Origin of the sequence: Streptomyces sp. NPDC004284 (assembly GCF_042874035.1) — a bacterium.
Lineage (GTDB): Bacteria > Actinomycetota > Actinomycetes > Streptomycetales > Streptomycetaceae > Streptomyces.
This window is the reverse complement of the sequence record NZ_JBIAMJ010000009.1, coordinates 81,976-94,938: the sequence shown is the minus strand read 5'-3', so window position 1 is coordinate 94,938 and position 12,963 is coordinate 81,976. Positions and strand designations below refer to the sequence as shown.

Here is a 12,963-nt window from a genome sequence, read left to right as displayed (position 1 = left end):
CGACTCCTTGTCCCTCAGAGGTGGGGGGCGACCTCCGTGCCGAAGGCCGCCATCTGGTCGATGAGTTCGGTACGGCTCCGGGACCGGAACCGGACCTGGATCTGGTGCACGCCCATCTCCCCGTACGCGCGCAGGGAGGCCGCGAGCTCCTCCGGCCGGCCGCTCAGGGTGCGCCGGCCGACCTCCCAGCCGGGCGCGCCGACGTACAGCGCCTCGGTGATCGCGCCGACCGTGATCGGCTCGGCGATCCCCGCCTCGGCACGCAGCCGCAGCAGCGTCCGGATCTGCTCGGCGAGCCTGTCGCGCGGATCGCCCTGCGGCAGCCAGCCGTCCCCCTTGAGCGCGGCCCGGCGCACGGCGGCCGGCGAGGAGCCGCCCACCCAGAGCGGGACCCGCTCCTGCGCGGGCCGGGGCAGCTGCCCGAGGTCCTTGAACGCGAACCGCTCCCCCAGGTGCTCCGGGTACTCCTCGGGCCCGAGGGCCGCCCGCAGCGCGTCGAGCGTCTCGTCGAGCACGGCGCCCCGGCGCGCGAAGTCCACCCCGAGCACCTCGAACTCCTCCTGCACGTGCCCGGCTCCGACCCCGAGGACCAGCCGGCCGCCCGAGAGGTGGTCGAGCGTCGCGTACGCCTTGGCCGTCACCAGCGGATGCCGCAGCCCCACGACGGCGACGTGCGCGAGCAGCCGGACCCGCTCGGTGGCGGCGGCGAGGAAGGAGAGCGTCGCCACCGGGTCGTACCAGACCGTGGACATCGGCCCGGCGAGCCTGCGCGGGATGGCGACGTGGTCGCAGCTCGCGAGGTAGTCGAAGCCGTGGGCGTCCGCGGCGCGCGCGACGGCGAGCAGATCCGCCGGCCCCGCGGCCGCCTCCCAGGCCTCGGCGTAGAGGGTGCTCTGCGACTGGACCGGCAGCTGCATCCCGTAGACCACCATGGGGACCCCTTCGATCTGACGTGCCGTCAGGTATGAGCGGACGAGGGCCATGCTGGTACCTGACGGGGCATCAGGCAAGGGGGGCGTCGTGCGGGAGGGGGGCGATCGGGGGCGCCGAGCGCCGGCACCGGGCCGAGAAGGACGGTCGGTGATCCATCTCCTCGGCACGTCCGGCCCGGTCCGGCCGCTCGGCGATCCCGGCCTCCGGTCGGCCCGGTACGGGGCGATCGACGCCGGGGCGATCACGTCCCGCACCCCGCAGCGCGCCGAGTTCCCGTACAGCGCGCGACGGCCGCGAGTACGACGAGATCGCCGAGACGTTCGCCGGCCTCTCCCCCGACGCGGCGGTACCCAAGAACGCGGGACGCCGGATCGGCTCCGTACGGCGCCGGACGGCGAAGGCCGGGGAGCACGGAAGCGCCTCGGCCGTCGACCTGATCATCGCGGCCACCGCGGCCCACCACGGGCCGGCCGTCCTCCACGACGACGCGGACCACCGCACGCTCGCCCGGCACGCACCCGACCTGGGCGAGCACCGCGTGCGCGACGTCCGATGGCCCGGCGGAGCCCCGGGGTGCCCGTCACGGCCTCCAGAGGCCCTCCGGGGTCAGCCCCAGGAGCTCGATCGCGTTGCCGCGGACGATCCGCTCGACGACGTCCCCGGGCAGGTGCCCCATCTGCGCCTCGCCGACCTCCTTCGACTTGGGCCAGGTGGAGTCCGAGTGCGGGTAGTCGGTCTCGTAGAGGACGTTCGCCGCCCCGATCGCGTCGAGGTTGCGCAGCCCGAAGGCGTCGTCGAAGAAGCAGCCGAAGACGTGGCCCGCGAAGAGCTCCGACGGCGGCCGGGTGACCTTGTCGGCGACACCGCCCCAGGCCCGGTTCTCCTCCCAGACGACGTCCGCGCGCTCCAGGATGTACGGGATCCAGCCGATCTGCCCCTCCGCGTACATGATCCGCAGGTTCGGGAAGCGCTCGAACTTGCCGCTCATCAGCCAGTCGACCATCGAGAAGCAGCAGTTCGCGAAGGTGATGGTGGAGCCGACGGCCGGCGGGGCGTCGGCCGAGGTGGACGGCATCCGGCTGGACGAGCCGATGTGCATGGCGATGACCGTGCCGGTCTCGTCGCAGGCGCGGAAGAAGGGGTCCCAGTGGTCCGTGTGGACCGAGGGGAGCCCGAGGTGCGGCGGGATCTCGGAGAAGGCGACGGCCCGCACCCCGCGCGCGGCGTTGCGGCGGACCTCGGCGGCGGCGAGCTCCGGGTCCCAGAGCGGGATGAGGGTGAGCGGGATGAGCCGGCCGCGCGCCTCGGGCCCGCACCACTCCTCGACCATCCAGTCGTTGTAGGCGCGGACGCAGAGGAGTCCGAGTTCGCGGTCGGAGGCCTCGGTGAAGGTCTGGCCGCAGAAGCGGGGGAAGGTGGGGAAGCAGAGCGCGGACTGGACGTGGTTGACGTCCATGTCGGCGAGCCGGGCGGCGACGTCGTACGAGCCGGGCCGCATCTGCTCGTACGTGATGACTTCGAGGCGTATCTCGTCCCGGTCGTAGCCGACGGCGGTGTCGAGGCGTGTGAGGGGTCTGTGCAGATCCTCGTACACCCACCAGTCGCCGATCGGCCCTTCGTCCCCCTGGGCGCCCATGACCGGGGCGAACCTGCCGCCGAGGAAGGTCATTTCCTTGAGGGGGGCGCGGACGATCCGGGGTCCGGTGTCGCGGTACCGGGACGGGAGCCGGTCCTGCCAGACGTGCGGGGGCTCCACGGTGTGGTCGTCCACCGAGATGATCTTCGGGAAGGTCTCCATGGCTTTCACGGTAGCGTCGATCTGACGGTCCGTCAGCTAGTGGGAGGCAGAACGGCCCGGGTTGCGGCCGGGGAGACGGCGGGGCCGCGGGCCGGGAGACGGCCGGGTTGCGGCCGTACAACGGCTTCACAACGGCCGACCCCATGCTGACGGACCCCCTCCGGACAAGGCAGACTGTCCAGGGCGAAACCAGCGGTAGCGGTAGGAGCAGGGGGAGCGATGGACCGTGAGAACGGGCCGCGAGTTCCGGCGCAGCGGTCTCCGAGGATGAGCCCGACGACTCCGGTGGGCGAAGCGACGGACACCGGTACGGGCACGGAGGCCGACGTGCGCGCCGGAACCGGCACGGGCCCGGAGGCCGACGTACGTGCTGGAACCGGTTCGAACGCCTCCGGCGGCGGGCTCCGCTTCGGCGTGCTCGGCCCCGTCCGCGCCTGGCGCGACGGGGAGGCCGTCCCCACCGGCTCCCCGCAGCAGCGCGCCCTGCTCGCCGCGCTGCTCCTGCGCGGCGGCCGCACCGCCACGGCGCACGAACTGATCGACGCGCTCTGGGGCGAGGAACCGCCCTCGCAGGCGCTCGCCGCGGTCCGCACGTACGCCTCCCGGCTCCGCAAGGCCCTCGACCCGAACGTCCTGGTCAGCGAGTCCGGCGGCTACGCGATCCGCACCACCGCGCTCGACGTGACCGAGGCCCAGGAGCTGGCCGCCGAGGCGGACAAGCTCCGCGCCGCCGGGGACCGGACGGCCGCCCGGGAGCGGCTCGCCGAGGCGCTGGACCTGTGGGACGGCGAGGTGCTGGCGTCCGTACCCGGCCCGTACGCCGAGACGCAGCGGGCCCGCCTGGAGGAATGGCGCCTCACCCTCCTGGAGACCCGCCTCGACATCGACCTGGAGGTCGGCGCGCACGCGGAGGCCGTCTCCGAACTGACCGCGCTGACGGCGGCGCACCCCCTGCGGGAGCGCCTGCGCGAACTCCTCATGCTCGCCCTCTACCGCAGCGGCCGGCAGGCGGAGGCGCTCGCGGTCTACGCGGACACCCGCCGGCTCCTCGCGGACGAGCTCGGCGTCGACCCGACCCCCGAACTCTCCCGCCTCCAGCAGCGCATCCTCCAGGCCGACGCCGAACTCGCCCGCCCGGTCGAGGAACCGTCCCCCACGGCGGCGCCCATCGCACGCCCGGCCCAGCTCCCGGCGACGGTCCCCGACTTCACGGGCCGCATCTCCTTCGTACGCGAACTGGGCGCCCGGCTCGCCACCGCCGAGGGCCACGTCATGGCGGTCTCCGCGCTCGCGGGCATCGGCGGCGTCGGCAAGACGACGCTCGCCGTGCACGTCGCCCACGAGGCGCGGCCGCACTTCCCCGACGGCCAGCTGTACGTCGACCTCCAGGGCGCAGGCAACCGCGCCGCCGCCCCCGAGACCGTCCTCGGCTCCTTCCTCCGCGCCCTCGGCACCGCGGACTCCGCCATCCCGGACTCGCTCGACGAGCGCGCGGCCCTGTACCGCTCGACCCTCGACGGCCGCCGGGTCCTGGTCCTCCTGGACAACGCCCGCGACGCCGCCCAGATCCGCCCCCTCCTCCCCGGCACGGCGGGCTGCGCGGCCCTGGTCACGAGCCGCATCCGCATGGTCGACCTGGCGGGCGCGCACCTGGTCGACCTGGACGTCATGTCCCCCGAGGAGGCCCTCCAGCTCTTCACCCGCATCGTGGGCGAGGAGCGGGTGGGCGCCGAACGGGAAGCGGCCCTCGACGTGGTGGCCGCCTGCGGCTTCCTCCCCCTGGCGATCCGCATCGCGGCCTCCCGCCTGGCGGCCCGCCGCACCTGGACGGTCTCGGTCCTGGCGGCGAAGCTGGCGGACGAGCGGCGACGCCTGGACGAACTCCAGGCGGGCGACCTCGCGGTCAAGGCCACCTTCGAACTCGGCTACGGCCAGCTGGAACCGGCCCAGGCGCGCGCCTTCCGCCTCCTCGGCCTCGCCGACGGCCCGGACATCTCCCTCGTGGCGGCGGCCGCGCTCCTGGACCTCCCCCTCTGGGACACCGAGGACCTCCTGGAGGCCCTGGTCGACACGTCCCTCCTGGAGTCCGCCGCCCCCGGCCGCTACCGCTACCACGACCTCGTCCGCCTCTACGCGCGTGCATGCGCCGACCGCGACGAACAGCCCCCGTCCGAGAAGGAAGCCGCCCTCTCCCGCCTCCTGGACTTCTACCTCTCGACGGCCGCGCGCGTCTACGCGATCGAGCGCCCCGGCGACCGCCTCGTCGACCACCTGGAACCCACCTCCTACGACGGCCTCACCTTCACGGACCGCCACGAGGCCCAGGACTGGCTCTACGCGGAGGCCAACTGCCTCCTGGCCGCGGTCCGCCAGTCCGCCTCGACCCCGACGACCCTGCGACGGGGGGTGGACCTGCTGTGGGCGGCCCTCGACCTGGCGGAGTCGGGCGCGAACTCCCGCGAGTACGAGGCGGTGGCCACGGTGCTGCGGGAGGCGGCGCACGCGGCGGCCGACGTACGGGCGGAGGGGCGGGCGGCGCTGACGCTGGCGTACGTCCAGCACGTGGCGGGCCGCTTCGACGAGGCCGACGGCCACGCCCACAAGTCGATGGACCTCGCCTCCGCGACGGGCGATGACCTTCCGCTGTGCTGGGCGGCCAACGCCCTGGGCATCATGGCCCTCTACCAGGGGCGCAACACCGACGGAGAACGCTTCCTCGCCCAGGCGACGGCAGCCTTCCGCGCCTGCGACGACGCGGCCGGCGAGGCCAGCGCCCTGTGCAACCTCTCCCGGATCCACCTGGCCATGGGGCAGACCGACATCGCGGTCGAACTGGCCCAGCGGGGAACCGACATGTACGACGCCATGGGCCACGCCCTCAAGGGCGCCAACGGTCGCTACGCACTGGGACTCGCACTGACCCAGAGCGGCCGGCTGGACGAGGCCACGGCCCGGCTCACCGAGGCCCTCGAAGTGTTCCAGGACAGCAGGCAGCGCCTCTGGGAGGGCATGTCGCTCTTCAGGATCGCCGAGGTGGACATCGCCGCCTGCCGGTACGCCCAAGCCGCGTCGAACTCCGAAACGGCCCTGATCATCCTCCGGGGAGTGGGCGGCGAGTGGCGCCGCGGACAGGTCCTCGTCGTGCTGGGACGCGGGCTGTCCGGCATAGGGCAGCACGGGCGGGCACGGGTCTGCTGGCGGGAAGCCCTCGACATCTTCGTGGAACTGGGTTCACCGGAGGAATCCGAGGTCCGCACCCTGCTGCTGGAGACCGCCGCGGCCTGACCGCTGAACTGCGCGTTCATCGTTCGTTTATGGCAGTGCGGCAGTCTTCTCTCATCGATCCGCCGCGTCGGGGGGCAGACGGGTCGGTGGTACGGCCGTCACACCGTCGCACTAGGGTGAACGGCTCCGAGTGGGCCCCCCGGCTGTCCACGGGGGAACGGCCGGCAGGGCCCACTCGCCCCATCCGAAGTCATCACGGGAGTTGATCACCATGGCCGACCTGGACCCGACCACGCCCATCGCCAAGCCGACGAACATGCACGCCACCGGGGAAGAGATCGTCGGCATGAACATGCACGCGACGGACGCTCCGCTCACCGACGCGGTGGCCGAGAAGCTCGGCATCAGCGGCAACATGCACGCCACCACGGAGCCCATCGACGGCAGCGGCGGCACGGCCACCACGGACAACATGCACGCCACCACGGAGCCGGCCAAGTAGACCACTCCCGACGGGGAACGGCCGCGGCGGCGACTTCGGGGGAGCTGCCGGGGCCGACCAGGGAGGTCCGGTCGACGGGGGAGCACACGGACTCGGGGGACGCCCGACGGAACCAGGGGGGATCCGTCCGGGCAGGGCCCGTGCGCAACGCGATCGGACCACCGAGAGGAGGGCCGGGCAACTGCCCGGCCCTCCTCTGGTTGTGGCGCCGGCGCCGACCTGACGAAGTAACAGGCTCCATTTCGCACCGATATTCGACAACAGGGGAAGATCGAGCCCTTTCGGATCTCCACACCTCTACGGGAAGTCGAACATGACCCGCAGCAAGCGTTTCCTGGCCGGCGCCCTCCTCGCCGCCGCCGTCGCCGCCGGCACCGCGTCTCCCGCACTGGCCAATGCGCACGCCACGAGCGATCCGACCGGCAACATCCACGCCACCAGCGACTCGACCGGCAACATCCACGCCACCAGCGACTCGACAGGCAACATCCACGCCACGAGCGACTCGACCGACAACCTCCACGCCACCTGATCGGTGACCGGACGGGACGGCTCGCCCCCGGTCCGTACTCACGCGCCCTCCGTGCGGCCCTCCGCCGGTGGGGCGACCGCGCCGCGGGAGACGCAGGTGGTCCAGCGGGCCAGAGCCGAGTCGGACTCCTGTTCGGCATAGCGGGTGCAGCCGTCGCCGCAGGCGGTGTCACGGGTGCAGCCGACGGCCTCCTCGACGGTGACGCAGGCGAGGCGGCTCATGGCTGCCGGTACGTACTCGTCGCGCTGCGCGGGCTTCGTCGGCGGGTTGTCGGGGGGCCTTCGTCCCCATCACGGAGGCCCAGGTGTCCGGCTTGTGGCACATGCCGAGGGACCAGACTCGGTGGGCCCGGTTCAGCGGGTCGTCGTACTTGCCGTCGTCCTCCCCGCGCGGCTCCTTGCCGTCCACGCCGGAGTCCCCGCGGGTCTCGGAGCGTATCCGCAGGGCCGGGGGGTGAGGCGGTGGATTCGCCGTGCGTCATCCGGACGGACGGGCGTCCGCCGGGAAGCGCGCCACCAGGCGCGCGCCCCGCGCCGAGTCCTCCACCGTCAGCGTGCCCCCGTGGTGGGTGGCGATGTCGCGGGCGATGGGGAGGCCCAGGCCCGCCCCGCCCGAGGCGCGGGTGCGGGAGGCGTCGAGGCGGGTGAAGCGGTCGAAGACGCGGGCGCGGTCCTTCAGGGGAACGCCCGGGCCGTCGTCCGTCACCGTGAGCGTGACCGTGGAGCCGTCGGTCCCGACCTCGACCTCGACCTCGATCTTCGACTTCGCGTGGCGGCACGCGTTCGTCAGGAGGTTGCGCAACAGGCGTTCCAGGCGGGTCGCGTTGCCGTGGACGACGGCCGGGGCCGGGGCCTCGCAGCACAGGGCGAGGTGTGTCGCGTCCGGGAGGCGCTGGTGTTCGCGGACCAGGTCCTCCGCGAGGGCGGCCAGGTCGACCGGGTACCCGGCGGGGGCGGTGGCGCGGTGGCTGGCGAGGAGCAGGAGGTCGTCGGCGAGCGCCTGGAGGCGTACGACGTCGGCGGTGGCCTCCCGTACGGTGGACGGCCAGTCGGTGACGGTCTCCGGGTGGCGCAGGGACGTCTCCAGTTGGGCGCGCAACGCGGCGAGGGGGCTGCGGAGTTCGTGGGCCGCGTCCGCGACGAACTGCTGTTGACGGGCCGAGGACTGTTCCAGGCGGTCGAGGGTGTCGTTCGTGGTCTCGGCGAGACGGGCGATCACGTCGCCCGTCGGCCGGGACCGGGACCCGGCGGTCCAGTGACCGGCCCGTCAGCCCCTCCCCCGCAGCTCCCCCTTCACCACCTTCCCGCTCGCGTTCCTCGGCAGCTCGTTCACGAACTCGACCTCCCTCGGGACCTTGTAGTTCGCCATCTCCCGGCGCGACCAGGCGATCAGGTCGTCCGCCGTGACGCCCGACCCGGGCCGCCGTACGGCGAAGGCCTTGCCGACCTCGCCGAGGCGGGGGTCGGGGATGCCGATGACGGCGACGTCGGCGATGTCGGGGTGGAGGCCGAGGAGTTGTTCGATCTCGGCCGGGTAGGCGTTGAAGCCGCCGACGATGAACATGTCCTTCAGGCGGTCGGTGATCCGGAGGTTGCCGGCCTCGTCGAGGACGCCGATGTCGCCGGTGTGGAGCCAGCCGTCCGCGTCGATCGTCGCCGCCGTGGCCTCCTCGTCCTCGAAGTAGCCCTTCATGACGTTGTGGCCCCGGACCAGGACCTCGCCCGTCTCCGAGAGGCGCACCCGGGTGCCGGGGACCGGGCGGCCCGACGTCGTGGCGATCGTCTCGTCCGGGTCGTCGCGGCGGCACATGGTGACGATGCCGCTCGCCTCGGAGAGGCCGTACGCGGTGAGGACCGTGGTCACGCCCAGTTCGGTGCGGAGGCGTTCGACGAGCCGGAGGGGGACGACGGCGGCGCCCGTGACGACGAGGCGGAGGGTGGAGAGCCCGTGGGCGGGGCGGGCCGGGTGGTCGAGGAGGGACTGGTGGAGGGTGGGAGGGCCGGGGAGGACGGTGACGCGTTCGGCGGCGATGTTGGCGAGGACGGTGTCGACGGTGAAGACGGACTGCGGGATGATCACCGCGCCCCGCATGAGGCAGGCGAGGATGCCGGCCTTGTAGCCGAAGGTGTGGAAGAAGGGGTTGACCACGAGGTAGCGGTCGCCCTCCGCCAGGCCGGCGAGTGCGGACCAGATCGCGTAGCAGCGCAGGGTCTGGGCGTGGCTGATGACGGCGCCCTTGGGCCGGCCGGTGGTGCCGGAGGTGTAGATGATGTCGGAGGGGGCGTCGGGGTCGATGCCGTCGGCTCGGGCACGGACCCGGGCGGCCGAGACGCCGTCGCCCTCCGCGAGGAAGGCCTTGAAGGTCGTCCAGCCCTCGTCGTCGGGGGCGGTGTCGCCGAGGACCACCACCCTTTCCAGGTCGGGGAGTTCGATGCCCGAGCGGCGCAGGGAGGCCACGTACGAGGTGCCGAGGAAGGTGCCGGTGACGAAGAGCAGCCTGGCCCGGGAGCGCTTGACGACGTCGGCGGCCTCGGTGCCCTTGAAGCGGGTGTTGAGGGGGACGAGGACGGCGCCGGCGGTGACGGCGCCGAGGGCGGAGACGATCCAGTCGAGGGTGTTGGGGGCCCAGATCGCGACCCGGTCCCCCGTCCGTATCCCGGTGGCGAGGCAGGCGGCGGCGGCCCGTTCGACGCGTTCGCCGAGTTCGGCGTAGGTGACGCGGACGCGGCCGTCGACGACGGCCTCCCGCCGCCCGTGGCGCTCGGCGGCCGCCCGTACGAGTCCGGGGATCGTGCTCCACTCCAGGTCGCCGCGCAGGTCATCACCCGGGTCCATGCTCACGTCCATGCCTCGCCTCCCTGTAGCTGACTATCCGTCAGATTAGTTGTAGCCTGACGCGCTGTCAGCAGTGCTGCCCCATGAGGAGGTTCGGTGCTCAAGGACGCCACGGCCATCGTCGGCATTGGACAGACAGCCTTCGCGAAACAGCTCCCCGAGACCGAGAGGACCCTCGCCTGCCGGGCGATCCTCGCCGCCCTCGACGACGCGGGCATCGAGCCCTCCGAGGTCGACGCCTTCGCCTCGTACACGATGGAGGAGACCGACGAGGTCGAGGTCGCCAAGGCCATCGGTGCCGGTGACGTCACCTTCTTCAGCAAGGTGGGGTACGGAGGCGGAGGCTCCTGCGCCACCGTCGGGCACCTCGCCGCCGCGATCGCCACCGGACAGGCGAGCGTCGGCGTCGCCTGGCGGTCCCGGAAGCGGGGCTCCGGCCCCCGCCCGTGGAAGAACACCGCCGTCCAGCTGCCCACCCCCGGCCAGTGGACCCGCCCCTTCGGGCTGCTCCGCCCCGCCGACGAGATCGGCATGCTCGCCCGCCGCTACATGCACGAGTACGGCGCCACCCGCGACCACCTCTTCAACGTCGCCCTGGCCTGCCGCAACCGCGCCAACCAGAACCCCGCCGCGATCATGTACGAGCGGCCGCTGACCCGCGAGATGTACATGACCGCCCGCTGGATCAGCGAACCCCTCTGCCTCTTCGACAACTGCCTGGAGACGGACGGCGCGCTCGCCTGCGTCATCGTCTCCGCCGAGCGCGCCCGCGACTGCCGGCAGAAGCCGGTGTACGTGCACTCCGCCGCCCAGGGCCTGCCCGCCCAGCACCACGGCATGGTCAACTACTGGAACGACGACCCGCTCTCCGGCCCCGCCTGGACCGCCGCCCGCCACCTCTGGAAGCAGGCCGACTTCGGCCCCGCCGACGTGGACGTCGCCCAGATCTACGACGCCTTCACCCCGCTCGTCCCGCTCTCCCTGGAGGGCTACGGCTTCTGCGGACGAGGGGAAGGGGCCGCCTTCACCGAGGGCGGCGCCCTGGAGATCGGCGGGCGGCTGCCCCTCAACACCGGCGGCGGCGGACTCTCCGAGGCGTACGTGCACGGCTTCAACCTCATCAACGAGGGCGTGAAGCAGCTCCGCGGCACCTCCACCGCCCAGGTCCCCGACGCCGCCACCTGCCTGGTCACGGCGGGCGAGGGCGTCCCCACATCGGCCATCCTGCTGCGAGCCTGAGGAGTTGGTCCCGCCATGCTTTCACCGGTCATCGACGAGGACGGCGCCCCCTTCTGGGAGTACGCCGCCCGGGGCGAACTGCGGATCCAGGCCTGCGCCTCCTGCGGCGAGCTCCGTTTCCCGCCCCGCCCCTGCTGCCCGCACTGCCAGTCCTTCGACAGCGAGTGGCGGCTCATGTCCGGACGCGGCCGGATCTGGTCGTACGTCCTCCCCCATCCGCCGCTCCTGCCCGACTACGCCGCCCAGGCCCCGTACAACGCGGTGCTCGTCGAACTCGCCGAAGCCCCCCGCATCCGCCTCGCCGGCAACGTCGTCGCCACCCCCGACGCCCCCCTGAACTCGGTCGACCCCGCACGGCTGCGGATCGGCGCCGCCGTCCGCGTCGCCTTCACCGAGGTCGACGGCGTCATCGTCCCCCGCTGGCTCCTGGAGCGCGGATGAGCGTCCGGGTCGAGCGCGACAAGGAGACCGGGGTCGCGGTCGTCACCCTCGACCGGCCGGAGAAGCACAACGCGATCACCCTGGACATGGCCCGCGAACTGGGCTCCGTCTGGCGGGGGTTCCGGTACGAGGACGAGGTCCGCGCGATCGTCGTCACCGGGGCCGGCGGGCGGGCCTTCTGCACCGGCATCGACCGCTCCGCGGAGGTGCCGCAGCCCTCCTCCCCGTACACGATCGACGACCCCCTGATCGCCATCGGCCCCAAGGCGAACGACCTGTGGAAACCGGTCGTCGCCGCCGTCGAGGGCATGGCCTGCGGCGGGGCCTTCTACCTGCTCGGCGAGGCGGAGTTCCTGATCGCCGGCGAGAGCGCCACCTTCTTCGACCCGCACACCGCCTACGGAATGGTCAGCGCCTTCGAGACCGTCCACATGGCGCAGAGGATGCCGTACGGGGAAATCGCCCGGATGGCCCTCATGGGCACCGCCGAGCGGGTCTCCGCCCGGCGCGCGTACGAGACGGGACTCGTCAGCGAGGTGACCGAGCCGGGCCGGGCCCTCGAAGCCGCCCGCGAGGCCGCCGCCGTCATCGCCTCCTACCCGACGGAGGCCGTCCAGGGCACGGTCCGGGCCCTCTGGTCCACCAAGGAGGCCTCCCGCGCCCAGGCCCTCGCGCACGCCCCGCACCTGGTGGCCCTCGGGAACCTGCCGGCGGACCGGCAGGCGGAGCTGTTCACGAGCCGGAGGACGGGCTTCCGGACGCGCTAGGAGTGGCGGTGGCGTCCTTCCGGCGGACGTCGTACACGAAGCAGTTCTTCACGGACGAGACGGCCTTCGGGTGCTTCATCGCGACCTCGAAGGTCTTGTCCCCGTAGGCCCCGACCGTGACGAGCGCCGTGGCCGTGTCGACCGCCGAACCCGTGACGCCCTTGAACTCCAGGGTCACCTCGTACGTCCCCGGCAGCGCGTCGTGCGAGGTGATCCGCAGGGTCGAGGTGGTGTCCGCCCCGCGGGCGGGCCTGCCCTTGCGCTTCTTCCCGGCGGGCTTCACGCAGTCGACGACCACGACCTCGACCTGCGGTGACGTGGGGGAAGGGCTGGCCGTGGCCGTGGAACCGCCCGAGTGGTCCGAGCTGATGTAGTCGTCGTTGCCCTGCTCGTCGCTGGAGCAGCCGCCGCCCGAGTCGTCATCGTCGTCGTGGGAGCCCGAGTGGCTCCGGCTCTTGCTCTTGCCGCTCTTGCTCTTCCCGCTGCCGCCACTGCTGCCGTGACCCCCGTGGCCGGTGTGGAAACCGGTCAGCGCGAGGACCACCACGGTGAGCGTCGCCGCGAGCTTCAGACGCGTCCGTATCATCGCCGCCACCCCGTCCTGTCTGTCGTGTCCGCGCCACCCTAGCGCCGCCGCGCCACCTGGCAGGCCGCCCCCACCCGGCGTAGCGTCGGGAGCGAGAGCGGGGAC

12 protein-coding genes are annotated in these 12,963 nt (G+C 72.9%); 6 read left to right on the top strand and 6 right to left on the bottom strand.

Going from position 1 to position 12,963, the window contains the following annotated elements; translation table 11 throughout:
• Positions 1–14 precede the first annotated feature (14 nt).
• A complete protein-coding gene (locus ACFYUS_RS23745; protein ID WP_388855446.1) occupies positions 15–932 on the bottom strand; it encodes a TIGR03619 family F420-dependent LLM class oxidoreductase in 918 nt (305 codons plus the stop codon).
• Between the two features lie 581 nt (positions 933–1,513).
• The gene (locus tag ACFYUS_RS23740; RefSeq protein WP_388855443.1) at positions 1,514–2,731 is read right to left on the bottom strand and encodes an amidohydrolase family protein; all 1,218 of its coding nucleotides are present in this window, start codon (positions 2,729–2,731) and stop codon (positions 1,514–1,516) included.
• 267 nt (positions 2,732–2,998) lie between these two features.
• On the opposite strand from ACFYUS_RS23740, the gene ACFYUS_RS23735 reads away from it, so the two are divergent.
• From ACFYUS_RS23735 to ACFYUS_RS23725, 3 genes are all read left to right on the top strand, one after another.
• Positions 2,999–6,016, top strand: a complete 3,018-nt coding sequence (locus ACFYUS_RS23735) for a BTAD domain-containing putative transcriptional regulator (protein ID WP_388855440.1) — start codon at positions 2,999–3,001, stop codon at positions 6,014–6,016.
• Positions 6,017–6,227: 211 nt separating this feature from the next.
• Entirely contained in the window at positions 6,228–6,458 is a 231-nt protein-coding gene (locus tag ACFYUS_RS23730) for a hypothetical protein (protein WP_388855437.1), read from the top strand.
• 313 nt (positions 6,459–6,771) lie between these two features.
• Positions 6,772–6,990: a hypothetical protein gene (locus ACFYUS_RS23725; RefSeq protein ID WP_388855434.1), complete on the top strand. Its 219-nt coding sequence runs from the start codon at positions 6,772–6,774 to the stop codon at positions 6,988–6,990.
• Positions 6,991–7,028: 38 nt separating this feature from the next.
• On the opposite strand, the gene ACFYUS_RS23720 is transcribed toward ACFYUS_RS23725, so the two are convergent.
• The 3 genes from ACFYUS_RS23720 to ACFYUS_RS23710 form a co-directional block, all read right to left on the bottom strand.
• Complete coding sequence (locus ACFYUS_RS23720) at positions 7,029–7,211, bottom strand: hypothetical protein (RefSeq protein WP_388855432.1); 183 nt, start codon at positions 7,209–7,211, stop codon at positions 7,029–7,031.
• 256 nt (positions 7,212–7,467) lie between these two features.
• Positions 7,468–8,208 (bottom strand): sensor histidine kinase, encoded by a 741-nt coding sequence (locus ACFYUS_RS23715; protein ID WP_388855429.1) that lies wholly within the window; start codon positions 8,206–8,208, stop codon positions 7,468–7,470.
• A 48-nt stretch (positions 8,209–8,256) separates the two neighbouring features.
• Complete coding sequence (locus ACFYUS_RS23710; protein ID WP_388855853.1) at positions 8,257–9,807, bottom strand: FadD3 family acyl-CoA ligase; 1,551 nt, start codon at positions 9,805–9,807, stop codon at positions 8,257–8,259.
• Positions 9,808–9,921: 114 nt separating this feature from the next.
• Here ACFYUS_RS23710 and ACFYUS_RS23705 point away from each other — a divergent pair, with 114 nt between their 5' ends.
• From ACFYUS_RS23705 to ACFYUS_RS23695, 3 genes are read left to right on the top strand one after another with little or no spacing between them, the layout of a single operon-like run.
• Positions 9,922–11,064, top strand: coding sequence for a lipid-transfer protein (locus tag ACFYUS_RS23705; protein ID WP_388855426.1), 1,143 nt, complete (start codon positions 9,922–9,924; stop codon positions 11,062–11,064).
• Between the two features lie 15 nt (positions 11,065–11,079).
• Positions 11,080–11,505: a Zn-ribbon domain-containing OB-fold protein gene (locus ACFYUS_RS23700; protein WP_388855423.1), complete on the top strand. Its 426-nt coding sequence runs from the start codon at positions 11,080–11,082 to the stop codon at positions 11,503–11,505.
• Positions 11,502–12,272, top strand: a complete 771-nt coding sequence (locus ACFYUS_RS23695) for an enoyl-CoA hydratase/isomerase family protein (protein ID WP_388855420.1) — start codon at positions 11,502–11,504, stop codon at positions 12,270–12,272. The genes ACFYUS_RS23700 and ACFYUS_RS23695 overlap by 4 nt, the downstream gene beginning before the upstream one ends.
• Here ACFYUS_RS23695 and ACFYUS_RS23690 read toward each other — a convergent pair.
• Positions 12,238–12,858 carry a hypothetical protein gene (locus ACFYUS_RS23690; RefSeq protein WP_388855417.1) on the bottom strand — a complete coding sequence of 207 codons (621 nt, stop codon included), beginning with the start codon at positions 12,856–12,858 and terminating at the stop codon, positions 12,238–12,240. The two genes, ACFYUS_RS23695 and ACFYUS_RS23690, sit on opposite strands and share 35 nt — an antisense overlap.
• Positions 12,859–12,963 lie beyond the last annotated feature (105 nt).